The 22,451-nt window shown below is 64.2% G+C and carries 18 protein-coding genes; 9 read left to right on the plus strand and 9 right to left on the minus strand.

Translation table 11 applies throughout. The annotated features are described in order from the left end of the window. Positions 1 to 21 precede the first annotated feature (21 nt). Genes CAL22_RS20720 through asnB form a run of 3 tightly spaced genes read left to right on the plus strand, consistent with a single transcriptional unit; the run spans position 22 to position 3,514 of the window. Positions 22 to 984, plus strand: coding sequence for a Gfo/Idh/MocA family protein (locus tag CAL22_RS20720; RefSeq protein ID WP_167383702.1), 963 nt, complete (start codon positions 22 to 24; stop codon positions 982 to 984). Between the two features lie 9 nt (positions 985 to 993). Then, positions 994 to 1,533, plus strand: coding sequence for an acyltransferase (locus tag CAL22_RS20725; protein WP_094816474.1), 540 nt, complete (start codon positions 994 to 996; stop codon positions 1,531 to 1,533). Positions 1,534 to 1,585: 52 nt separating this feature from the next. Next, positions 1,586 to 3,514, plus strand: coding sequence for an asparagine synthase (glutamine-hydrolyzing) (asnB, locus tag CAL22_RS20730; protein WP_094816475.1), 1,929 nt, complete (start codon positions 1,586 to 1,588; stop codon positions 3,512 to 3,514). Positions 3,515 to 3,649: 135 nt separating this feature from the next. Here the strand turns inward: asnB and ssb are convergent, their stop codons facing one another. Next, positions 3,650 to 4,159 (minus strand): single-stranded DNA-binding protein, encoded by a 510-nt coding sequence (ssb, locus tag CAL22_RS20735; RefSeq protein WP_094816477.1) that lies wholly within the window; start codon positions 4,157 to 4,159, stop codon positions 3,650 to 3,652. A gap of 253 nt (positions 4,160 to 4,412) precedes the next feature. Then, positions 4,413 to 5,597 carry an MFS transporter gene (locus CAL22_RS20740; RefSeq protein ID WP_094816479.1) on the minus strand — a complete coding sequence of 395 codons (1,185 nt, stop codon included), beginning with the start codon at positions 5,595 to 5,597 and terminating at the stop codon, positions 4,413 to 4,415. A gap of 171 nt (positions 5,598 to 5,768) precedes the next feature. On the opposite strand from CAL22_RS20740, the gene uvrA reads away from it, so the two are divergent. From uvrA to CAL22_RS20755, 3 genes are all read left to right on the plus strand, one after another. Beyond that, positions 5,769 to 8,627, plus strand: a complete 2,859-nt coding sequence (gene uvrA / locus CAL22_RS20745) for an excinuclease ABC subunit UvrA (protein ID WP_094816481.1) — start codon at positions 5,769 to 5,771, stop codon at positions 8,625 to 8,627. Positions 8,628 to 8,669: 42 nt separating this feature from the next. Next, positions 8,670 to 9,329: a glutathione S-transferase family protein gene (locus tag CAL22_RS20750; protein WP_094816483.1), complete on the plus strand. Its 660-nt coding sequence runs from the start codon at positions 8,670 to 8,672 to the stop codon at positions 9,327 to 9,329. A gap of 111 nt (positions 9,330 to 9,440) precedes the next feature. Continuing rightward, positions 9,441 to 10,520: a helix-turn-helix transcriptional regulator gene (locus CAL22_RS20755; RefSeq protein ID WP_094816485.1), complete on the plus strand. Its 1,080-nt coding sequence runs from the start codon at positions 9,441 to 9,443 to the stop codon at positions 10,518 to 10,520. Positions 10,521 to 10,678: 158 nt separating this feature from the next. On the opposite strand, the gene CAL22_RS20760 is transcribed toward CAL22_RS20755, so the two are convergent. Genes CAL22_RS20760 through CAL22_RS20770 form a run of 3 tightly spaced genes read right to left on the minus strand, consistent with a single transcriptional unit; the run spans position 10,679 to position 13,546 of the window. Continuing rightward, entirely contained in the window at positions 10,679 to 11,806 is a 1,128-nt protein-coding gene (locus CAL22_RS20760; protein ID WP_094816487.1) for a deoxyguanosinetriphosphate triphosphohydrolase, read from the minus strand. Between the two features lie 25 nt (positions 11,807 to 11,831). Continuing rightward, on the minus strand, positions 11,832 to 12,914 hold the full coding sequence (aroB, locus tag CAL22_RS20765; protein ID WP_094816489.1) for a 3-dehydroquinate synthase: 1,083 nt from the start codon (positions 12,912 to 12,914) through the stop codon (positions 11,832 to 11,834). Continuing rightward, a complete protein-coding gene (locus CAL22_RS20770; RefSeq protein ID WP_094816491.1) occupies positions 12,911 to 13,546 on the minus strand; it encodes a shikimate kinase in 636 nt (211 codons plus the stop codon). The genes aroB and CAL22_RS20770 overlap by 4 nt, the downstream gene beginning before the upstream one ends. A gap of 113 nt (positions 13,547 to 13,659) precedes the next feature. On the opposite strand from CAL22_RS20770, the gene CAL22_RS20775 reads away from it, so the two are divergent. Beyond that, positions 13,660 to 16,107 (plus strand): penicillin-binding protein 1A, encoded by a 2,448-nt coding sequence (locus CAL22_RS20775; RefSeq protein WP_094816493.1) that lies wholly within the window; start codon positions 13,660 to 13,662, stop codon positions 16,105 to 16,107. Between the two features lie 45 nt (positions 16,108 to 16,152). On the opposite strand, the gene cyaY is transcribed toward CAL22_RS20775, so the two are convergent. Beyond that, positions 16,153 to 16,482: an iron donor protein CyaY gene (cyaY, locus tag CAL22_RS20780; protein ID WP_094816495.1), complete on the minus strand. Its 330-nt coding sequence runs from the start codon at positions 16,480 to 16,482 to the stop codon at positions 16,153 to 16,155. 40 nt (positions 16,483 to 16,522) lie between these two features. On the opposite strand from cyaY, the gene lptM reads away from it, so the two are divergent. Together lptM and lysA are read left to right on the plus strand one after the other, a co-directional pair. Next, entirely contained in the window at positions 16,523 to 16,714 is a 192-nt protein-coding gene (gene lptM / locus CAL22_RS21390) for an LPS translocon maturation chaperone LptM (protein WP_279628547.1), read from the plus strand. Continuing rightward, on the plus strand, positions 16,711 to 18,000 hold the full coding sequence (lysA, locus tag CAL22_RS20790; RefSeq protein WP_094816499.1) for a diaminopimelate decarboxylase: 1,290 nt from the start codon (positions 16,711 to 16,713) through the stop codon (positions 17,998 to 18,000). Before lptM ends, lysA begins: the two co-directional genes overlap by 4 nt. Before the next feature lie 85 nt (positions 18,001 to 18,085). Here the strand turns inward: lysA and ccsB are convergent, their stop codons facing one another. The 3 genes from ccsB to CAL22_RS20805 form a co-directional block, all read right to left on the minus strand. Then, positions 18,086 to 19,414 (minus strand): c-type cytochrome biogenesis protein CcsB, encoded by a 1,329-nt coding sequence (gene ccsB / locus CAL22_RS20795; RefSeq protein ID WP_094816501.1) that lies wholly within the window; start codon positions 19,412 to 19,414, stop codon positions 18,086 to 18,088. Then, positions 19,411 to 21,492, minus strand: coding sequence for a cytochrome c biogenesis protein ResB (locus CAL22_RS20800; RefSeq protein WP_094816503.1), 2,082 nt, complete (start codon positions 21,490 to 21,492; stop codon positions 19,411 to 19,413). Before CAL22_RS20800 ends, ccsB begins: the two co-directional genes overlap by 4 nt. 97 nt (positions 21,493 to 21,589) lie before the next feature. After that, entirely contained in the window at positions 21,590 to 22,291 is a 702-nt protein-coding gene (locus CAL22_RS20805) for a c-type cytochrome (RefSeq protein WP_094816505.1), read from the minus strand. Positions 22,292 to 22,451: the final 160 nt, after the last annotated feature.

Here is a 22,451-nt window from a genome sequence, read left to right on the forward strand (position 1 = left end):
CGCCGCGATCAGGAATACATCATGAAATACGCAATCATCGGCGTCGGCAACATGGGCAAGAACCATGCCCGCGCCGCGCATGAACTGGGCACGACCGAGTTGGTCGCGGTCGCCGACGCCTCCGAGCAGACGGCGGCCAATATCGCCAAGCTGTATCAATGCCAGGCCTACAACGACTACATCAAGATGCTCGACGAGTGCGACATCGATGCCGTGTCGATTTGCGTGCCCACCACGCTGCACACGCCCGTCGCGATGGAATGTCTGCGTCGCGGCAAGCATGTGCTGCTCGAAAAGCCCATTGCGCCCACCGTCGAAGAGGGCCTGCAGTTGCAGGCTTACGCGCGCGAGCAAGGCGTGCAACTGATGATCGGCCATATCGAGCGCTTCAACCCGGCGGTGGTCAAGGTCAAGGAACTGCTGCGCAACAACGAGATCGGCCGCGTGGTCTCCATCATGGCGCGCCGCGTGGGCATTTTTCCGCCGCAGATCCGCGATGCGAATATTGCGGTGGACCTCGCCATCCACGATCTGGACATCGTGAACTATCTGCTCGACGAGTTCCCGACCGACATCACCTCCGACAAACGCCGCAACCACATCGAGCTGCGCGAAGACTCGGTGGAGTTCTTCCTGCGCTACCCGTCCGCCTCGGCGTATGTGCAAGCCAACTGGATCACGCCGGTCAAGATACGCAAACTCAACATCACCGGCACCGACGGTTATCTTGAGATGGACTACATCAACCAGCGCATTCAGTTCTACAAGAGCAACTACGAAAAGTACCGCGACGAACCGGGCCACATCAGCGGCTATTCCGACTATGTGCTGAAGTACATGGAGCCGGACCTGGTCGAGATCCAGGTCGCCAAGCGCGAACCGCTGAAAGAGCAGATCTCCTACTTCACCCGCGCCATCCGCAACGGTGACGAGATCGACAACTCCTTTGCCATCCAGGCCCTTCGCATCGCCCTTCAAAGCTAGGATCACGAGATGACCGCCACCCCGAATTTTTTCGTCCATGCCACGGCTGAAGTCTCTCCCAAAGCCAATATCGGCGAGGGCACCAAGATCTGGAACTACGCGCAAGTGCGCGAAGGCGTGACCTTGGGCAGCGAATGCATCGTCGGCAAGAACGTGTACATCGACTTCGACGTGCGCATCGGCTCGCGCTGCAAGATCCAGAACAATTGCTCGCTCTACCACGGCGCGGAACTGGAAGACGGCGTCTTCGTCGGCCCCCATGTCATTCTCACCAATGACAAGAAGCCGCGCGCCATCACGCCCGACGGCCAGCTCAAGGGCAATTCCGACTGGGAAGTCGGCCCGATCCGCATCCGGCGTGGCGCAGCCCTGGGCGCCGGCAGCATCATCCTGCCCAATGTGACGGTGGGCCAGTTCGCCCTGGTGGGCGCCGGCGCCGTCGTCACCCGCGACGTGCCCGACTATGCCCTGGTGGCCGGCAATCCGGCCAAGGTCATCGGTTGGGTCGACGCCGAAGGCAATCGCGTCGAGCAGCCCCCGAGCGCCTGATCAGCCTGCGCCCTGCTCTCCCTGAAACACCGTTTTAGCCAAAGCCATCGTCATGTGCGGAATCATTGGAATTTTCTCGACCAGCAAACGACGCGCCGACTGGCCGCCGATGGAAAAGCTGCTGGACAGCATTCGCCATCGCGGCCCGGACGGCAACGGTGTGGAGCAGGAAGAAAGAAGCGACAGCTTCGTCAGTCTGGGTCATGCCCGGCTGGCCATCATCGATCCGGAGCACGGCCGCCAGCCGATGACCACAGCTGACGGCAATCTCTCCATCATCTTCAATGGCGAGATCTACAACTACCTCGAGCTGCGGCGCGAACTGTTGGCCAAGGGCCACCCCATCCGCTCGTACTCCGACACCGAAGTGCTGTTGTACGCCTATCGCGAATGGGGCGAAGACTGCCTGGACCGCCTGCTGGGCATGTTCGCCTTTGCCATCTGGGATCGCCGGGCGCAGCGCATCTTCTGCGCGCGCGACCGCATCGGCATCAAGCCCTTCTACTATTATTTCGATGGTTCCAGCTTCGTCTTCGCCTCGGAAATCAAAGCCATTCTCGCCACTGGCGCCGTCAAGGCCGAATCCGATGCCAATGGCCTGCAAGACTACCTGACCTTCCAGTTCTGCCTCGATGACAAGACCCTCTTCCGGCAGATCAAGAAGCTCAAGCCCGGCTGGAAGCTCAACATCTCCCTGGACAAGCAGCGGCTCAAGCTCGATCAGCGCGAGTACTGGGATGTCGATTACGACATCGATCATCAGCACGATGAGCGCTGGTTCGTCGACCACCTGGCCGGCCTTATCGAAGATGCCACCCGCATGCATCTGCGCTCCGACGTCCCGCTGGGCGCGCACCTGTCTGGCGGCCTGGATTCCAGCACCATCGTCTGTCTGGCCGCCGATATGCTGCGCGGCGAACGGCTCAAAACCTTCACCGGCGCATTCCCCGAAGGCCCGCAATACGACGAGACAGGCTACGCCAAACTCGTCGCCCAGGCCGCCAATACCGAGTACTACGAGACCTATATTCAGGGCAAGGAACTCCCTGACGTATTGCCGCGCATCATGTATTACATGGATGAGCCGCTGGCAGGCCCAGGGGTCATCCCGCAGTACTACGTCTCCCACCTCGCTGCCCAGCACGTCAAAGTCGTGCTCGGCGGCCAGGGCGGCGATGAATTGTTCATCGGCTACGCGCGCTACCTGGTGGCCTATCTCGAACAATGCCTCTCGGGGGCCATCTACGAAACCGCGCACGCGCAGAAGTATGCCGTGTCGCTCGAGTCCATCGTCCCCAATCTGCCGCTGCTGCAGACCTACCGCCCCATGCTGCAAGGCCTGTGGCGCGACGGCCTGTTCGACTCGCCCGACAAGCGCTACTTCAAACTGCTGGACCGCAGCGAGGGCATGGCGCAGCTCTTCTCGCGCGACACGCAGGCCAATGCCTACTCGCCGTTTGAGTCCATGCAGGAGATATTCAACCGCAAGGGGCTGCACTCTCTCATCAACCAGATGACCTACTTCGACTTGAAGAGCTCGCTGCCCGCGCTGCTGCACGTCGAGGACCGCACCAGTATGTCGGCCTCGCTGGAGTCGCGCGTGCCCTTGCTGGACCATCGTCTGGTCGAGTTCATGGCGCGCATTCCGCCCAACATCAAGTTCGCGGGCGGCCGGATGAAGCATCTGTTCAAGGAAGCTGTGCGCAACACCGTGCCGCAGCCCATCTTCGAGCGCAAAGACAAAATGGGCTTTCCCACCCCGCTGGCGCAATGGAGCAAGGGCGTGGCCAAGGACTTCGTGCACGACACCCTGCTGTCGCGCCAGGCCCGTGAGCGCGGCCTCTACGACATGGCGCAAGTCGAAGGCGCGCTGGCCAACGAGAAAGAGTTCGGCCGCGTGGTCTGGGGCTTGCTGTGCACGGAGCTGTGGCACCGCATCTTCATCGACGGCGACCTCCAACCGTCCGGCCTGCACGCTTAAAGCCGGCAGCGGCCCTCAGCGCCGCTGCTGCGCCCCAAGAAAAAACCCCCGCGCGCGGATATCCATCCAGCGTTCGGGGGTTTTGTCTTGCTGGCACCCTGCACCAGGGCGCCAGGCACGACGGCAAGTGCGCAATCAGAACGGAATGTCGTCGTCCATATCGGCCAGATTGGCCGCGCCACCGCCCATGGGCGCGGCGGCCGGAGCCTGACGCTGGGCCGGCGCCGGGCGTTGCGCCGGCGCGCGCTGCTGGCGCGGCGCTTCGTCGTAACCGCCGCCGCCACCGAAACCACCGCCTTCGGCGCCATCACGCCCGCCCAGCATCTGCATCTGGTCGGCGACGATTTCGGTGCTGTAGCGGTCAGCACCGGTGTCCTTGTCTTGCCACTTGCGGGTCTTCAGGCGGCCTTCGATATAGACCGAACGGCCTTTTTTCAGGTACTCGCCGGCGATTTCGGCCAGGCGGTTGTACATGACGACGCGATGCCATTCGGTTTCTTCGCGGCGCTCGCCGCTGGCCTTGTCTTTCCATTGCGACGTGGTGGCCAGGGAAAGATTGCAGATTGCCGCGCCGTCCGGGCTATAGCGGACCTCGGGGTCGCGCCCTAGGTTGCCGACGAGAATGACTTTGTTGACCGATGCCATGGCGATGCCCCTCTGTTGCGGTCTGCCTGGCCGCCCCCAAAGAGACGACGCCGGCAGCACCCAACGTAAAACCTGTTCAAAATGAAGGCCTTAAAGAACACGCCGGTCTCATGCGAAGACCGGCGTGGACGACGGACCGCGAAGTCCGCTTAAGGCCTGGAATAAGCGCCATTATCGACGATATCGCCAGCCTGCGCCATGCCGGACTGTGACCAAGGGTGGCGCACCCGGCGCCAGGCCGGGCCGGCGCCGGCTAGCGCAGGGGTTTCATGGCCCAGGCGGCGAGCAGCCAAAGCAGGGACAGACCGGCCGCGGCCAGGAAGACCCCGTCCGGGCCGCTGCGTGCGGCCAGCCAACCGCCCAGCGCGCCGCCGGTAAAAAGGCCGGCGGCCTGCGCCGTGTTGTAGAAACCCAGGGCCAGTCCCTTGTACTCCGGCGGCGCCACGCGCGACACCAGAGACGGCTGCAAGGCCTCCAGGACGTTGAAGGCCACGAAGAATCCGGTCAGGGCAATCGCCAAAGGCAGGAAGGCGTGCGCGGCCAGGGGCAGCAAGGCACAGACCACGGCCAGCCCGGCCACCGACGCCCGCAGAGCGGCGCGGTGGGCGCGATGTTTTTCGGCCAGAAAAATCACCGGCACCATACAGACGAAAGACAGCAGGATGACCGGCAGATACACATGCCAGAGCGCCCGCAGGTCCAGCCCGCCGGTGCGCGCCAGCAGCGCGGGCACCACGACAAACAGCGCCACCTGGATGAGATGCAGGACAAAGACCCCGAAATTCAGCCGCAATAGCTCGCCGTGCAGAAAGACGTCGCGGGCCCGTACGCGGCGCATGCTGCGCGCCTGCGTCAGCGGCACCACCGGCACCACCCAACGCGCCACGGCCAGGCTGGCCAGCCCGAGACAGGCGATGGTCCAGAACAGGCCATGCAGGCCCCACCAGCCCACCAGCACGGGCGCCAGCACCAGCGACAAGGCGAAAGACAAGCCGATGGAAGCGCCGACCATGGCCATGGCCCGCGTGCGTACCTCGTCGCGCGTGGCGTCGGCCAGCCAGGCCGTCACCGCGGCGGAAATGGCGCCCGCGCCCTGAATGGCGCGGCCCATGGTGATCCAGAACACGTCGTCGGCGCGGGCACAGACCACGCTGCCGGCTATGAAAAGCAACAGGCCCAGGATGACCACGGGCCTGCGCCCCCAGCGGTCCGAAGCCAGGCCAAAAGGGATCTGCATAATGGCCTGGGTCAGGCCATACATGCCCAGTGCCAGACCGACCCGGGCCGGATCCTCGCCGCCCGGCAGCCCGCGCGCGGCCACGGCGAATACGGGCAAAAGCAGGAACAGACCCAACATACGACAGGCGAAGAGCCCGGCCAGCGCCACGCTGGCGCGGCGCTCGGACGAGGTCAGTCTCAGCTTCTGGTGTTGCGCCATGTGTCTCTTGTCTATGTATGCGCCTGCCGCGCCGATGAAAAGGTCGCCAGCCGCCTGACAGCGCTCGGAGGGCGCCATCACTGCGAACGGCTCGGCGCGCTATAGTACCAAGTTGGCCTTTGAAACTGCTTAAACCCGGCCCGCTTGCGGGCAGGCAAGGAAGGACGCGGAATGGACGAGATACGCATTCGCGGTGCCCGGACGCACAATCTCAAGAATGTGTCACTGGATCTGCCGCGCCACCGCCTGGTGGTGATTACCGGCTTGTCCGGCTCGGGCAAGTCATCGCTGGCCTTCGATACGCTGTATGCCGAAGGGCAGCGGCGTTATGTCGAAAGCCTGTCGGCCTACGCGCGCCAGTTCCTGCAGCTGATGGACAAACCGGATGTCGACCTCATCGAAGGTCTGTCCCCGGCCATCTCCATCGAGCAGAAGGCCGCGGGCCACAATCCGCGCTCCACGGTCGGCACCATCACCGAAATCCACGATTATCTGCGCCTGCTCTACGCGCGCGTGGGCACGCCCTACTGCCCGGATCACGGCCTGCCCCTGCAAGCGCAAAGCGTCAGCCAGATGGTCGATACCGTGCTGGGATGGCCGGCCGACACCCGGCTGGCCATTCTTGCGCCCATCGCCCGCGCGCGCAAAGGCAGTTTCGAGGACGAGTGCGCCAGCCTGCAAGCGCAGGGCTTCGTGCGCCTGCGCATCGATGGCAAACTGGTCGAGATCGATCAGATGGCGCCGCTGAAAAAGACCGAAAAGCACGACATCGACGTCGTGATCGACCGGCTGCGCGCCCGCCCCGAAAGCAAGCAGCGTCTGGCCGAGAGCTTCGAGACCGCCTTGCAACTGGCCGATGGCCGTGCCATCGCGCTGGATATGGACAGCACGCGCGAACATGTCTTCTCCAGCCGCTACGCCTGCCCGGTCTGTAGCCATAGCCTGCCCGAGCTCGAGCCGCGGCTGTTCAGCTTCAACAACCCCATGGGGGCCTGCCCCAGCTGCGACGGCATCGGGCAAGTGGGTTACTTCGATCCCAAGCGCGTCGTGGCCTTCCCGGAGCTCAGCCTGGCGGCCGGCGCCATCCGCGGCTGGGACAAGCGCAATGCCTTCACGCACTCCTTGCTGACCAGCCTGGCCACGCATTACGAATTCGATATCGAAACGCCTTTCGAAGAACTCAGCGAAGCCACACGCGAAAAGGTGCTGTATGGCTCGGGCGAGGAGGAAATCGCTTTCTTCTATCTCAACGAGAAAGGCCGCAGCAGCGTCAAGCGCCACCCCTTCGAAGGCGTGATCCCCAACCTGGAGCGCCGCTGGCGGGAAACCGACTCGGCCACCGTGCGCGAAGAACTGGGCAAGTACCGCAATATCAAGACCTGCCCGGATTGCGGCGGCTCACGCCTGCGGCCCGAAGCGCGCCACGTGCTGATCGGCGACGAACCCGGTCAGGGGCAGGAGCGCGGGCAAGCCATTTACGAAGTCGAAGCCATGCCGCTGTCGGCCTGCCTGGCCTGGTTCCAGGCACTGCAACTGACCGGCGCCAAGCAAGAGATCGCGCAACGCATCGTGCGCGAGATCGAAGCCCGGTTGAGCTTTCTGAACAACGTCGGCCTGACCTATCTCTCGCTGGACCGCAGCGCCGACACGATTTCGGGCGGCGAGGCGCAGCGCATCCGTCTGGCCAGCCAGATCGGCTCCGGCCTGACCGGCGTCATGTATGTGCTGGACGAACCTTCCATCGGCCTGCATCAACGCGACAACGACCGGCTCATCGCCACCCTGCAGCATCTGCGCGATCTGGGCAACAGCGTCATCGTGGTCGAACACGACGAAGACATGATCCGCCTGGCCGACTGGGTGGTGGACATGGGGCCGGGCGCTGGCGAACACGGCGGCCAGGTCGTGGCGCAAGGCCGCCCCGACACCGTCCAGGCCGATCCCGCATCCCTGACGGGTCAGTATCTCAGCGGCGCACGCGCCATCGCCATTCCGCAACGCCGCCCCGTCACCGACGATCTGCCCTGGCTGGAGCTGACCGGCGCGACCGGCAACAACCTCAAGTCGGTCGACCTGCGCATCCCCGCCGGCCGCCTGGTCTGCGTCACGGGCGTTTCCGGCTCGGGCAAATCGACCCTGGTCAACGATACGCTGGCCGTGGCGGTGGCCCGCGCGCTGAACCACGCCCAGGGTGACGCAGCGCCTTACGCGACGCTCACCGGCCTGGAGCATTTCGACAAAATCATCAGCGTGGATCAAAGCCCCATCGGGCGCACGCCGCGCAGCAATCCGGCGACCTATACCGGCCTGTTCACGCCCATCCGCGAACTTTTCGCCGGCGTGCCCGAGGCGCGCACGCGCGGCTACGATCCGGGCCGTTTCAGCTTCAACGTCAAGGGCGGCCGCTGCGAGGCCTGCCAGGGCGATGGCGTGGTCAAAGTCGAGATGCACTTCCTGCCGGATATGTATGTGCCTTGCGACGTGTGCCATGGCAAGCGCTACAACCGCGAAACGCTGGAGATCCGCTATCGCGGCCGCAATATCAGTGAAGTGCTCGACCTCACGGTCGAACAGGCGCTGGAGTATTTCGATTCGGTGCCCGCGATCGCACGCAAGCTGCAGACGCTGATCGATGTCGGCCTGTCGTATATCCGGCTAGGTCAGTCGGCCACCACCTTGTCGGGCGGTGAAGCACAACGGGTGAAACTGTCGCTGGAGCTGTCCCGGCGCAGCACCGGCCGCACGCTCTACATCCTGGATGAACCCACGACCGGCCTGCATTTCCGCGACATCGAGCTGCTGCTCGAAGTCCTGAACCAACTCGTCGACAGCGGCAATACCGTGCTCATCATCGAGCACAATCTGGACGTCATCAAAACCGCCGACTGGCTCATCGACATGGGCCCGGAAGGCGGCGATGGCGGCGGCAGGCTGATCGCGCAGGGCACGCCCGAAACCGTTGCCGCAGAGACGCAAAGCCATACCGGCCATTATCTTGCCCGGGTTTTGCAGCGCAACAAAACCCGCTAGACTGGCATACAGCGCCTGCGGGCAAGCCGGGACCCACACCACATGTACACGTTGCTGATAGGCAATAAAAACTACTCCTCCTGGTCGCTGCGCGCGTGGCTGGCCCTGCGCGCGGCCGGCGTCCCGTTTCGGGAGCAGAAGCTGGGGCTGTTTACCGACGCCTTTGAGCAACGGCTGGGCGGCGTGACGCCGGCCGGCCTGGTGCCCGTGCTGCTCGATGGCGACTTCGCCATCTGGGACTCGCTGGCCATCTGCGAATACGCCGCCGAACGCCATCCCGAGCTGCATCTGTGGCCGGCCCCGGTGCGTGCGCGCGCCCGGGCCCGCGCCCTGGCCGCGCAAATGCACAGCGGTTTTGCCGATCTGCGCCGCCTGCTGCCCATGAATATCGAGGCCAGCCTGCCCGGCATCGATATCGGCCCGGCGCAACAGGACATCTCGCGTGTGCAGGCGATCTGGCAAGACACCCTGGCCGAGTTCGGCCAGGGCGGGCCCTTTCTGTTCGGCCGCTTCAGCATCGCCGATGCCTTCTACGCGCCGGTCGTGTCCCGATTCACGACCTATGGCGTGTCGGCCGCCGGCCCCGTGCGCGACTACATGGACGCCGTGCAGGCCTTGCCCGCCATGCGCGAATGGACCCGCGACGCGCTGGCCGAGGCCACTTTCGTGCCGGAAGACGAGCCTTACCGCAGCCAACGCTGAGGGCTTGGACCTTAAGCGCAAACCCGGTTACTTCTGGCACGGAAATCGGGTATGGTGCACGAATAAGGAGGCTGCCAGCGCAGCCTCAAGGCTCAATACCCAAGCAGCATCATGGACGCGGACCACGAATTACGCATCGCCAGCGCCCTCTACGCTGGGATTGCCGATACGGAGCAATGGCGCCAGGCTTTGATCCTGGCCGCACGCGCCGTGGGCACCGACCGCTGCACCGTGCTCGCACGCAATGTCGACACCGACTCCATCCTGGTGATCGACAACGCCGGGCTCTCCGCCGCTGCGCTGGACGAATACGAGCGCCACTACTACCAGTTCGACAGCTTCATGGAAGCCGCGCGCAACGTGCCCACCGGCGGCTGCCTGCGCGACGATCAGGCTTTCGGCCCGCAAGGCATCCGCCGCTCGGCCTTCTACAACGACTTTCTGTTTCGCCACGATATGGGTTCGCTGATGCTCACCCAGGCCCTGCGCACGCCCGACATCGAATGGACCGTCGCGTTTCAGCGCAGCCCGGGCCATACGCATTTCGACGATCAGCACGCCACGGCCCTGGGCAGGCTCGTGCCGCACCTGCAAAAAGCCCTGCAACTGCGCTTGCGGCTGCGCGAACTGGAGCGTCGCGCCAGTCTGGGCGAAGCCGCCCTGGACACCTTCGCTACGCCTTTGCTGTTCGTGGCCCCTTCCGGGCGCCTGCTGACCGCCAACCTGGCCGGCGAGGCCTGGTATGCGCGCCACGGCAAGCAACTCGAACACACGGCGCAATGGTCGCGAGTGCTGGCCGCGGCGACCGGCAGCATCGGTCCGGCCGTCGCCGAAGGCATGCGTCTGCCGGAGGGCGGCCACATCGTGGCGCTACCGGCCCCGCAAGCCTATCGCCGTGGCGAGGCGCAAGGTCCGGGCATGGCGCTGGTCATGGTGCACACCCACCTCAATCCCACGCCCCCCGCCCGCACCATGCTCAAGTCCCTGTTCGGCCTGAGCGCGGCTGAATACCGGCTGCTCGAGGTCCTCATGACCGGGGCCACGCTCTCTCAGGCGGCGCAGCAACTGGGGCTGTCCGTCGAAACCGTCCGCACCCAAAGCAAAGCCGTGCTGCAGAAAACCGGTACGCAACGCCAGGCCGGCCTGATGCGTCTGGTCAGCGCCCTGCAAAGCCCCATGCCGGCCCACTAAGCCATTGCAAGCGCGCGGGCAAGAAAAAACCCGCCGACTCTGATGCGACGGTTGCCCCGAATCGCATCACAATGGGCGGGAAAAGCACGGCGAATGTGCACCGCCATACTAGATGGCCCGCAACTGCCGCCGCATCCCCCAATTGGGGGAAAAAGCCCTTAAGCCATATCGAAAATCCGCCGATGTTCGCTGATGGCGTAACGATCCGTCATTCCAGCGATATAGTCGGCAATAGTCCGCGCCTGATCGCGCGCGTCGTCGCGCCGGTAGTCGGGCGGCAACAGACGCGGGTCGCCAAGAAAGACCTCGAAAAGCTCACGCACGATGCGTCTGGCCTTAGACGTCATGCGCACCACTTTGTAGTGCCGGTACAGGTTGTCGAACAGGAATTTCTTCAGGGCATCGGCCTCGCGCCGCACGGGCTCTGAAAACCCGGCCAGGGGCGCGGCCGCACGCACATCGTCGGCGCTGGCCGGCGCGGCATCGCGGATACGCGCCAGCGACGTGGCGGTCAGATCCATGATCAGCGTATTGATCATGCGCCGGATCGTCTCGGCCGTCGCGCGCCGCGGCGCCAGGTCGGGATAGCGCCCCCGCACCTCGGCATAGTGACGGGCAAAGAAGTCCACTTCGCCCATCTGCTCCAGCGTCAACAGGCCGGAGCGCAGGCCATCGTCGATGTCGTGATTGTTGTAGGCGATTTCATCGGCCAGATTGGCCAGCTGCGCCTCCAGCGAAGGCTGGGTGCGCGCCAGAAAACGCTGCCCCACCGCGCCCAATTGCCGCGCGTGGGCCACGGAACAGTGCTTCAGAATGCCTTCGCGGGTTTCGAAACACAGATTGAGCCCATTGAAGTCGGCATAGCGCTCCTCGAGCTCATCGACCACCCGCAGGCTTTGCAGATTGTGCTCGAAGCCGCCCGCCTCGGGCGCCAGCTCGCGCATGCAGGCATTGAGTTCATCCTGACCGGCATGCCCGAATGGCGTATGCCCCAGGTCGTGAGCCAGCGAAATGGCCTCGGTGAGGTCTTCCGACAGCCGCAGGCTGCGCGCCAGGGTACGGGCAATCTGCGCCACCTCCAGGCTATGCGTGAGCCGGGTGCGGAACAGATCCCCCTCATGATTGACGAACACCTGGGTCTTGTACTCCAGGCGCCGGAACGCATTGCAATGAATGATGCGATCGCGGTCACGCTGGAATTCGCTGCGGTTCTGCGCAGGCGGCTCATCGTGTTGCCTGCCGCGCGTGCGGGCCGGGTCAGATGCGTAAGAAGCCAATTCACTCATATGCACTGCCGTCCCGTCCCTCGCGTTAACCTGCCTGAACCGTTCTATCCAGCGCCGCGCGTACGGCCGCAGCAGGCGCGGTGCGCATCCCTGCCTGACCGATATGCGGCATCAGCACAAACCGTATTTCACCCGCCTCGGATTTCTTGTCAACCATCATGAGCGACATCCAGCGCTCGTAACCCAGGTCCGGCGCGGCGACCGGGCAGCCGATGGCCTGCACCAGTGCTCGCACCCGCTGCACATCGGCCGGGGGGAATCCATCGACCTCGGCCGACAGCTCGGCAGCCTGCACCATGCCGCAACCCACGGCTTCGCCGTGCAGCCACTGGCCGTAACCCAGGCCGGACTCGATGGCGTGGCCGAAGGTGTGCCCCAAGTTGAGGATCGCGCGCAGGCCGGACTCGCGCTCATCCTTGCCCACCACCTGCGCCTTGAGTTCACACGAACGACGGATCGCGTAAGCCAGCGCCTCGGGCTCCAGGGCCCGCAGATCCGCGACATGGGCCTCGCACCAGTTCCAGAAATCTGCATCCAGAATGAGCCCGTACTTGATCACTTCGGCCAGCCCGGCGGAGACTTCGCGCGCCGGCAATGTGCCCAGCACGTCGGTATCGATTTCCACCGCCACGGGCTGGTAGAAGGCGCCGATCATGTTCTTGCCCAGCGGATGGTTGACGGCGGTCTTGCCGCCCACCGAGGAGTCCACCTGCGCCAGCAGGGTGGTGGGCACCTGCACGAAGCGCACACCGCGCATGTACACCGCGGCGGCAAAGCCCGTCATGTCGCCGATCACGCCCCCGCCCAGCGCCACCAGGACGGCACGCCGGTCCAGGCGATGCGTCAGCATGGCGTCGAAGATCAGGTTCAGTGTCTGCCAGTCCTTGTGCGCCTCGCCATCGGGCAATTCGATGCGCAGCACCTTGCGGCCGGTGCGCGCCAGTGCCGCTTCGGCCCGCTCGGCATAGAGCGCGGCCACGGTGGGATTGGTGACAATGGCAATGGCCGTGGCGTCGGCAGGGATGCTTTCATCCAGACGATCCAGGCGACCCGGGGCGATGCGGATGGGATAGCGTCCGCCCGGAGTATCGACCTCGACAACATTCATAGCTTTTTCTCGTACGCTTGCAGCTTGGGCAGGATGGCCTTGACCAGAGTGGAGATCGGCGTGGAGCCGGTTTCTATCACCAGGTCGGCCACTTCGGTATAAAGGGGTTCGCGCTTGGTCATCAGATCGCGCAAGGTGCCCCGGGGATCGGCGGTGGCCAGCAAGGGGCGATTGCGATCACGGCAGGTCCGGCGGTAGAGTTCATCGACACTGGCGCGCAGATACATGACAATGCCGCGTTGGCGCAACAGACGGCGGTTATCCTCGGCCAGCACGGCGCCGCCGCCGGTGGCGAGAATTATCCCGCGGCGTTGAGTACACTCTTGCAGTGCGGTGGATTCCCGCCTGCGAAAGCCTGCTTCGCCCTCTATTTCGAAAATAACGGGCACACGCACGCCGCAACGCGCTTCCAGCTCATGATCCAGATCGATAAACTCGCGGCCCAGCGCCCGGGCCAGGCCGCGCCCGATGGTGGTCTTGCCCGCACCCATCATGCCGACCAGAAAAATCGGCAGATCGTGAGGCAGTTGTTCCAGGGCTTCGATGCATTCGCCTGCAACTGCCTCGGGGGCAGCCGCAGGATCGGGCGGCTCCTCGTCGGTGCCGGCGCACAAGTGGGCGGAAAGGTTCATGGCGGCATTATCCCATTGCTGCAAGTTGCCCGCTTACCACAAAGATTTATTTTGTTACACCGCCTCCGGACTGTCCTCGGAAGGCATCTCGAGATCACCGTAAAATCGCCGCGATGAGCAAGCGCCCGAATTCTTCCAAGCAGGATCAGCCCGCCCCCGGCGGCTCGATGTTTTTGCGATTTCTGGTCAAGACCGGCATATTTTTTGGCGGCCTGGCCCTGTGCGGCCTCGTCCTGGGAGGCATGGCGCTGGCGCTGGCCTGGCCCAATCTGCCGGACCTGCACGCCATGACCGACTACCGGCCGCGGGTGCCGCTGCGCGTCTATACCGCCGACAAGGTCCTGATCGGCGAATTCGGCGAAGAACGCCGCAACGTGCTGCGTTTCAATGAGATTCCGGACGTCATGAAATCCGCGGTGCTGGCCGCCGAGGACGACCGCTTCTATCAGCACGGCGGCATCGACTGGACGGGCGTGGTGCGCGCCGGCCTGACCAACCTCATCAATATGTCCAAAACGCAGGGCGCCAGCACCATCACCATGCAGGTGGCGCGCAATTTCTACCTGTCGTCCGAAAAGACCTATTCGCGCAAATTCTACGAATTGCTGCTCACGTTCAAGATCGAGTCCGAACTCACCAAGGACCAGATTCTCGAGCTCTACATGAACCAGATTTATCTGGGTCACCGCGCTTATGGCTTTGCGGCGGCGTCGCGCACCTATTTCGGTAAACCGCTGTCGCAGGTCACGCCTGCCGAGGCCGCCATGCTGGCCGGCATCCCGAAGGCGCCCTCCCGGTTCAACCCCATCTCCAATCGCCCGCGCGCCGAACTGCGCCAGCGTTATGTGCTGGGGCGCATGTACTCGCTGGGCTACCTGACCGAACCCGAATACAAGGCCGCCCTGGCGCAGCCCATCATCATGAAGTCGGCCGAAGGCACGCCGGCCGGCGGCTACGCCGTGCATGGCGAATATGTCGCCGAACTCGCGCGCCAATTGGTCTATGGCGTCTATCAGGACGATGCTTACTCGCGCGGCATCAATGTCTACACGACCGTCTCTTCCAAGGATCAGGAAGCGGCCTATCGCGCCGTACGCGAAGGCGTGCTGGAGTACACCCGGCGTGCGCCTTACCCCGGTCCGGAAGACCAGCTCGAACTGCCTGCCGGCGTAGAAAAAGACGCCCAGGCATTGGACGACTACCTGGATGGCGTGTTCGACAAGTATTCCGACAGCGGCGACCTGCTGACTGCCGTGGTGCTGTCGGCCTCGCCCAACGAAATCAAACTGGCGCGCAGTTCGCGCGAGATCATCTCCATCACCGACAAAAAGGCGCTGGGCGTGGTCGCGCGCGCCCTCAACGACAAGGCCAAACCCGAGCAGCGCCTGCAGCGCGGCTCCGTGGTCTACATCCACAAGTACGGCGACGACGGCGGTTGGGAAGTCATCAACATGCCGGCCGTCCAGGCCGCCTTCGTCGCGCTCTCGCCGCAGGATGGCGCCATTCGCGCCATGGTCGGCGGCTTCGATTTCTATCGCGGCAACTTCAACCGGGTCACGCAGGCCTGGCGGCAACCGGGCTCGAACATCAAGCCCTTTATCTACGCCGCCTCGCTCGAACGAGGCCTGACCCCGGGCACGCAGATCTCCGACCAGCCCTTCGAACTGACCGCGGCCCAGACCGGCTCCAAGGCCTGGCACCCCAAGAACTACGGCAACCAGTACGAGCCCATGCTGACCATGCGCCAGGGCTTGTACAAGTCCAAGAACATGGTGTCCATCCGCATACTGCAAGCCATCGGCCCGCAATATGCCCAGGATTACCTGACGCGCTTTGGCTTTGACAAGGCGCGTCAACCGGCGGTGCTGCCGCTGGCTCTCGGGGCCGGATCGGTCACGCCGCTGCAACTGGCCGGCGCCTATTCCGTGTTTGCCAACGGCGGGTATCGCGTCACGCCCTACCTGATCAATCAGGTCACCGACAGCAGCGGCAAGGTGCTCATGCAGGCCCGGCCCGTCATCGCCGGCGACGAAGCCGCACGCGCGATCGACCCGCGCACCGCCTGGGTCATGGATGACATGCTGCGCGGCGTGGCCACCAGCGGCACCGCGGCGCGCGCGCGCGCCACGCTCAAGCGCAACGATCTGGCAGGCAAAACCGGCACCACCAATGAATCCGTGGATGCCTGGTTCTCCGGCTATACGCCCAATCTGGTGGCCACCGCCTGGCTGGGCTTTGATCAGCCCAAGTCGCTGGGCTCGCGTGAAACCGGCGGTGGCGTGGCCATGCCGATCTGGCTGGATTACATGCAGGAAGCCCTCAAGGGCGTGCCCGAGGGCAAGCAGCGTCCCAAACCCGATGGGCTGCTGGCCGAAAACGGCGACTTCTATTTTGCGGAGTTCCCGCCGGGACAGGCGGTGGCCCGTCTGGGCCTGCCGCAACCGGGTGAGGACGCGCTGGGCGACTTCCTCAACGGCCTGGGCGACAACCAGAATGTCCGCACCGCGCCGGGCTTTGGCAGCAGCTCGCAAAAGCCCTGGTCGCAGAACATCCCGTTCTGAGTCGCGCGCCTGGCCGCCCCGCCATCGGGCCGGCCAGGGGCACACTTACACCTGCACGCTCAGCGGCACGCCCGCCGCGGCCGAACAGATCTGCGATAACGCGTCGGCCAGGTGGGGGCCGCCGCGGGTGTCATTCCATTGCTGGCCATCGAAGCGATAATGAAAGCCGCCGCTGCGCGCGGCGACCCAGAGCTCCTGCATGGCGGCCTGGCTGTTGATGACGACATGCGTGTCATCTTCGAAAATCAGGGTCAGGACATTGCCGCTCCGATTGGCCTCGATGTCCACATCATGCGTGGACATCCAGTCATCGGCCTGGCTCTCGAGGCTGTCGAGCACCTGTTCGGTCAACGCAAGAAATTCGGTTTCGGTCATAATCCAACCTGCAACGATTACGGAGTTACCAGTGTCCCACATGGCCTTCAGCCACAGGGTTTTTCGCATTGTAGCCACGCTTTCGGCCATCGGCCTGATGGCGGCCTGCGGCTATAAGGGCCCCCTGTATCTGCCGGCGCCCTCGGATCAACAGGGTGGCTCCGGCACGAAACAAAGCCCCGCGGATACCGATAACCGGCCCCGCATTCCCCCCTCTCCTACGCTGCCATGACCGCGCCTTCCTCCCAGCCCCTATTGGCTGGCCATCCGCATTTCCATTACAAGCACGGCGTGCTGCACGCCGAAGGCGTCGCGCTGGACATCCTGGCAGCCAAACTCGGCACGCCGCTCTACGTCTATTCGCGCGCCGCCTTGCGCGCCGCCTACGACAACTATCGTCAGGCCATCGGCGAGCGTCCCGTCCTGGTCTGCTACGGCATGAAGGCCAACTCCAACCTGGCCGTGCTGAAGGAATTCGCCCGCCTGGGAGCCGGTTTCGACATCGTCTCGGGCGGCGAGCTCCAGCGTGTGCTGGCTGTCGGTGCGGACCCCGCCAAGGTGGTGTTCTCCGGCGTCGGCAAACAAGCGTGGGAAATGCGTGAGGCGCTGGCCGCCGGCGTCAAGTGTTTCAACGTCGAGTCCACCGCTGAGCTGCATCGCCTGTCCAAGGTGGCCCAGGCCGAAGGCCGCATCGCGCGTGTGTCGTTGCGCGTCAATCCCGATGTCGACGCGCAGACGCATCCGTATATCTCCACCGGGCTGAAAGAAAACAAGTTCGGCATCGCCATCGAAGAGGCCGTGCAGGCCTATCAGACGGCGGCCACGCTGCCCGGGCTGAAGATCGTGGGGGTGGACTGCCATATCGGCTCGCAGCTCACGGATGTCAGCCCGTATTTCGACGCACTGGACAAGCTGCTCGACCTGATCGACCGCATGGCCGGCCACGGCATCACCATCGAGCATCTTGACCTGGGCGGCGGCCTGGGCATCCGCTATTCGGATGAAGTGCCGCCCTCGCCCAAGGCGCTGCTCGATGAAGTCTTCAACCGCCTGCAGGCTCGCGGCTATGGCCACCTGCACCTGGTGCTCGAGCCGGGCCGCTCGCTGGTGGGCAACGCCGGCATCCTGCTGACGACGGTGCAATTCCTCAAGCACAACGAGGCGCGCAATTTCGCCATCGTGGACGCCGCCATGAACGACCTGCTGCGCCCGACGCTGTATCAGGCCTACCACGGGGTGCGTGCGGTTGTGCCGCGCCAGGCCGAGGCGCGTCTTTATGATGTCGTCGGTCCGGTGTGCGAAAGCGGCGACTGGCTGGGCAAGGAACGCAGCCTGGCCCTCGAGCAAGACGACGTCCTGGCCGTGGAATCCGCCGGCGCCTATGGCATGGTCATGGCCAGCAATTACAACACCCGTCCGCGCGCCGCCGAAGTCATGGTCGATGGCGAGCAGTACCACATCGTGCGCCAGCGCGAATCGGTCGAGGACCTGCTCAAGGGCGAGTCCACCCTGCCCTGACACCGGCGTCTGCCCCTGGCATTGGCCGCTTACCACTGCCGGGGCGCCGCGGGCCTCCCAGGCCCGCCGCCCTGCCCCGCGGCGTCTACAGCTCGCCGTAGGAGTGCAGGCCTGACAAAAACATATTCACGCCCAGAAAGGCAAAGCCTGTGATCAGCAGGCCGACCAGCGCCCAATAGGCCGCGGCCGTCCCGCGCAGACCCTTCATCAGTCGCATGTGCAGCCAGGCGGCATAGTTGAGCCAGACAATGAGCGCCCAGGTTTCCTTGGGATCCCATTGCCAATAGGCGCCCCAGGCATCGGCCGCCCACAGCGCGCCCAGCACCGTGGCCACCGTGAAAAAGGCAAAGCCGATCGCAATGGCCCGATACATGATGTCATCGAGCACCTCGAGCGCCGGCAAGGCCTCGGCGATACGGCGCCGCGCCAGCAAAATGGCGCCGACGATCACCACCCCCACCCCGCCATAGATCATCCAGGTGGCCGACAGCCCCTGCGTGCGAAACACCAGAGGCTCGGCACACAGCAACACCCCCAGCACGAACAAAGGCGCCAGGCGCAGCCAGGATGTCGTCTGCCCGTGCTGCTTGACCAGATAGGCAAAGCCCACCATGGCCGCCAGCGAGAAGGTGCCGTAGCCGATGAAGTTGGCCGGCACGTGCAATTTCATCCACCAGCTTTTCAAGGCCGGCACCAGCGGCTGAATCTGCGCGGCATCGCGCGTGAAGGCATACCAGAGCAAAAACACCATGGCCGATGAAATCACCAGCAGCACGAAGCCGCCCAGGGCACGGGTGGCGTATTTACGTTCGTAATAAAGGTAGAAAAGCGCCGTGATGAGCGCGAACAGCACGAAAACTTCGTACAGATTGCTCACCGGAATGTGGCCCAGGTCCGGCCCCATGAGATGGCCTTCGCGCCAGCGGACCAGCAGGCCGGTGATCCCGGCAAACACCGCCCCCCATGTCAACGCCGTGCCCAGCCAGGCAGCCGTGGGGCTGACGATGCCTATCCAATAACAGGCCGTGGCCAGCAGAAACAAGGCGCTCATCCAGAGGATGGCGGACTGCGACGAAAACAGATACTTGAGGAAAAAGACCTGCTCGGCCCGGGCCAGATCATTCTGGTAGAGCAACAGCGCCAGGCCGGCCGCCAGCGCACAGGCCAGCATCAACAGCCGCAAGGGCCGCCACAGCCATCCCAGCCAGGCCAGCGCGGGCACCGTGCCGCAAAGAATGATTTTCTCGTAGTAGTCCATGGACTGGCCGAAGCGCGCCAGCGCATAGCCCGCCCCCACCGCCAACAGCAGGAAGAAAAAGCCATCGGTCCAATCGGGACGGCCGCGCACGCTGCGCTGGTCACCCGTCTGGGAAAAACCGCCCTGCCAGGGCTGGCTACGAGTGGAGGTATTCATCGGTCACCTCGGGGCGGGTCTGTCAGCGCGGCCCGGAAACGCTCGAACTCCTGGAGATAGTCCAGTGTACGCTTCTGCGACGTCATCGCCGCCTGGATCTCGCAGCCGCCACCCTGGGGCTTGATCCAGATCCAGATGCGCCGGTCGCGGATATAGAACATGGAAAAAATACCGACAATCAGCAAGAGGCAGCCGAAATACACCGCGTTCTTGCCGGGGGTGCGGCTTACCTGAAAACCGCTGGCCTGGACCTGCTGAAAATCGCTCAAGGTCAGCAATATGGGGGCCGGGTAGATGGACAAATCGGACAAGGCCCCCAACGCGGTCTGCTGCCACATCGCCTCCGTCTCGGCCTCGGGCCCTTCTTGCGGCAAAGCGGGCAGGTGTTCACGCTCGCGCATGATGGCGCGCACATCGTAGAGCGTGCTGTTGAGCAGCCGCAGCACCACATTGGCAGCGCGCTCGACATCGGCCGCATCGGTGCTGGCTTGCAGCAGGTCGGACAAAGCGCGCAAGCCGCCGGCGGCAAACGTGTCCAAGCCCCGGCTGGCCGCCCCCGTCAAAGCCTGGCGATCGGCGCCAGGCGGCAGATTGCGCTCCACAAAGCGCCTGACGGCCTCGGCGCGCACCGCAGGATCGGCCAGCGCGGCGCGCAGCTTCAGGAATTCGACCGGCGAGCCCTGGGCATCGGCGGGAATGCGCAGATAGGCATAGCTTTGCGCCGGATTCTGACGTACCCCGGCCAGGATGACCGGCAGACCATTGAGATCCACGGGCAGCATGTAGACGCGGTACTCATTGGCCTGGCCGGCGGCATCGATGAGCTGATATTCGATGGTGGGCCCGAGGTTGCGCAAATGGTCGTTCTTGCGGCCGGCCGCGCTGCCGGTCACGGCCGCCACATGCTCGCCAAAGCTTTGCTTGCCGGCCTGCGGCGCACCGCTGGTGATGTCTTCGACGTTGATCGGCCGCAAGGCGGTGATATTGAGCTTCAGGCTCTCGGTCGGCTGCCCGGCCACGCTGGCGCTCAGATCATTGCCCTCGCCCACCGTGCCCTGCACCGTGAAGGGCTGCCCGGCCGGACCGCGCAGCGGATAGCCCGTCAAGGTCACCTTGCTGCCGCCGTCATCGAGATTGGACTGATAGACCGTGACACCCTTGTAGCGCAGAGGCTCATTGACCTCGATCACGCGCTCGAAGCTGTGGCCATCCTGCGGATCGATCACCTCGACATGGCTGGCGAAACGGCTGGGCATGCCCGTCGAGTAATACTCCACATCGAATTTCTTGAGCTTCAGCGTAAAGGGCAAGGGCTGCACCAGCACCCCGTCTCCCACCATCACCAGCGCCGTATTGCGCTCGGCGCCTTCCGGCACCAGCACATTGGCGCGGAAACTTGGATTGGCCAGCGGCAAACGTCCGCTGGCCGGCACATCGGCGATCAGCATGTTCTCGGTGATGGGCTGCTTGCCGCCGAACATAACCTGCAGGCGCACCGGCAGCTCGCTGTCGAGCAGGCCGCCTATGCAGATGATGATGAGCGAAGCATGGGCGCAGAGATAGCCCAGACGATTGCTGCTGCCCTTTTTGGCGGCCAGCAACGTGCCCGCCGCATCCTGGCGCAGCCGCGCGGCATAACCCTGTTGCCGCAGCAGCGCCTGCAATCGGCTCAAGGCTGCCTGCGGCGTCTCGGACAGCACCAAATGCACACGTTCGGGGAAGGCGCGCAGGCTGCTTTCACGCACATGCTCGCGAAACGACACCGCGTCGCGCAACATCTTGGGCGCATTGCGAATCAGGCAGATCGAGGTGGACACCACCAGAAAGCCCATGATGAGCAGAAACCACCAGCTGTTGTACACATGCCAGATGGAGAACTTGTCGAATACCTCGTACCAGAAGGGCCCGAACTGATCGATGTAGGTGCTGGCGGGCCGGTTCTGCGGCAGCACGGTACCCACCAGGCTGGCCACGCAGATGAACATCAGCAAGCTGATGGCAAAGCGCATCGAGCCCAGCAGTTCGAACAGGTCGCGCGGCAGACTGCGCGCAGGGGGGCGAGTAACAGTAGCGGTCATCAACGAAAGAGGAAAGCGGGCCGCCGGCCCGCTTTCCTGGACGGCTTCGCCCGATGAGGCGGACAGGCGGACGGACGCGATCCGGCAGTCAACTCAGTCAGCGCAAACCTGCCGCATAGTCTGCCACAGCCTTGATATCGTCATCGGTCATGCGCACGGCGATATCGTGCATGGGTGCGCTATTGCCCCGATCGCCGCTGCGAAACAGTTTGAGCTGCTCTTCGATATAGGCCGGAAACTGCCCCGATAGCCGGGGATACTGCCCTGGCAGACCCGCCCCGTTGGGGCTATGACAGGCCGCACAGGCTGGCAGACCGCGCTCGGCCGCACCCGCGCGCCACAATTTCTGACCCTGTTCGACGAGGTTTTTATAGCCTGCGGTAGCCGGTTCCTTCAGCGGCTGCTGCGCCAGGTACAACGCGACATTCTGGATGTCCGCGGCGGTCAGCGCCTGGCTCATCGCCGTCATGGGCGTCGGTTCGCCCTGCGGGCCTTTGCGGGAAGGGAGTTTGGCGCCTTGCTGCACCTGGAAATCGTGCAGTTGTTTGGCCAGATATTCGTGCGGCTGGGCAGCCAGATTGGGATTGGCGGGAATCGTGCTGTTGCCCGCCGCGCCATGACAGGTCGCACAGGCGATGATGCCGCGCGCGGCGTCACCCTGGTCGAACAACTGCGCGCCCTTGGCCGCATCGGGTTTGACCGGGCCGGCCGGCCCGTCGGCAGCGAAACTTATCGTAGTGATGGACGGACCGAGCATCAGCCCGCTTGCAACCACCATCCGGGACAGCACACGCTTCATGTGGACCTCGACGATCGAATGTCGAATCAGGCAGCGTGCTATTGCACACTGCGCCTGACGCCTGCCCGCGCGGCCAGATGCGGCTATTTTTTGCCAGCCCCTCAACTCTCCTCAAGCTTTGGGGAGCCGCCCCCTCGCGCGGGGACTACTGTTGCCACTG

The sequence above is a fragment of the Bordetella genomosp. 12 genome, from assembly GCF_002261355.1.
Taxonomy (GTDB): Bacteria; Pseudomonadota; Gammaproteobacteria; order Burkholderiales; family Burkholderiaceae_B; genus Bordetella.

Coding starts and splice junctions, on each gene's coding strand:
- CAL22_RS20720 (WP_167383702.1), top strand. CDS start 22: ATGAAATACGCAATCATCGGCGTCGGCAACATGGGCAAGAACCATGCC.
- CAL22_RS20725 (WP_094816474.1), top strand. CDS start 994: ATGACCGCCACCCCGAATTTTTTCGTCCATGCCACGGCTGAAGTCTCT.
- asnB (WP_094816475.1), top strand. CDS start 1,586: ATGTGCGGAATCATTGGAATTTTCTCGACCAGCAAACGACGCGCCGAC.
- ssb (WP_094816477.1), bottom strand. CDS start 4,159: ATGGCATCGGTCAACAAAGTCATTCTCGTCGGCAACCTAGGGCGCGAC.
- CAL22_RS20740 (WP_094816479.1), bottom strand. CDS start 5,597: ATGGCGCAACACCAGAAGCTGAGACTGACCTCGTCCGAGCGCCGCGCC.
- uvrA (WP_094816481.1), top strand. CDS start 5,769: ATGGACGAGATACGCATTCGCGGTGCCCGGACGCACAATCTCAAGAAT.
- CAL22_RS20750 (WP_094816483.1), top strand. CDS start 8,670: ATGTACACGTTGCTGATAGGCAATAAAAACTACTCCTCCTGGTCGCTG.
- CAL22_RS20755 (WP_094816485.1), top strand. CDS start 9,441: ATGGACGCGGACCACGAATTACGCATCGCCAGCGCCCTCTACGCTGGG.
- CAL22_RS20760 (WP_094816487.1), bottom strand. CDS start 11,806: ATGAGTGAATTGGCTTCTTACGCATCTGACCCGGCCCGCACGCGCGGC.
- aroB (WP_094816489.1), bottom strand. CDS start 12,914: ATGAATGTTGTCGAGGTCGATACTCCGGGCGGACGCTATCCCATCCGC.
- CAL22_RS20770 (WP_094816491.1), bottom strand. CDS start 13,546: ATGAACCTTTCCGCCCACTTGTGCGCCGGCACCGACGAGGAGCCGCCC.
- CAL22_RS20775 (WP_094816493.1), top strand. CDS start 13,660: ATGAGCAAGCGCCCGAATTCTTCCAAGCAGGATCAGCCCGCCCCCGGC.
- cyaY (WP_094816495.1), bottom strand. CDS start 16,482: ATGACCGAAACCGAATTTCTTGCGTTGACCGAACAGGTGCTCGACAGC.
- lptM (WP_279628547.1), top strand. CDS start 16,523: ATGGCCTTCAGCCACAGGGTTTTTCGCATTGTAGCCACGCTTTCGGCC.
- lysA (WP_094816499.1), top strand. CDS start 16,711: ATGACCGCGCCTTCCTCCCAGCCCCTATTGGCTGGCCATCCGCATTTC.
- ccsB (WP_094816501.1), bottom strand. CDS start 19,414: ATGAATACCTCCACTCGTAGCCAGCCCTGGCAGGGCGGTTTTTCCCAG.
- CAL22_RS20800 (WP_094816503.1), bottom strand. CDS start 21,492: ATGACCGCTACTGTTACTCGCCCCCCTGCGCGCAGTCTGCCGCGCGAC.
- CAL22_RS20805 (WP_094816505.1), bottom strand. CDS start 22,291: ATGAAGCGTGTGCTGTCCCGGATGGTGGTTGCAAGCGGGCTGATGCTC.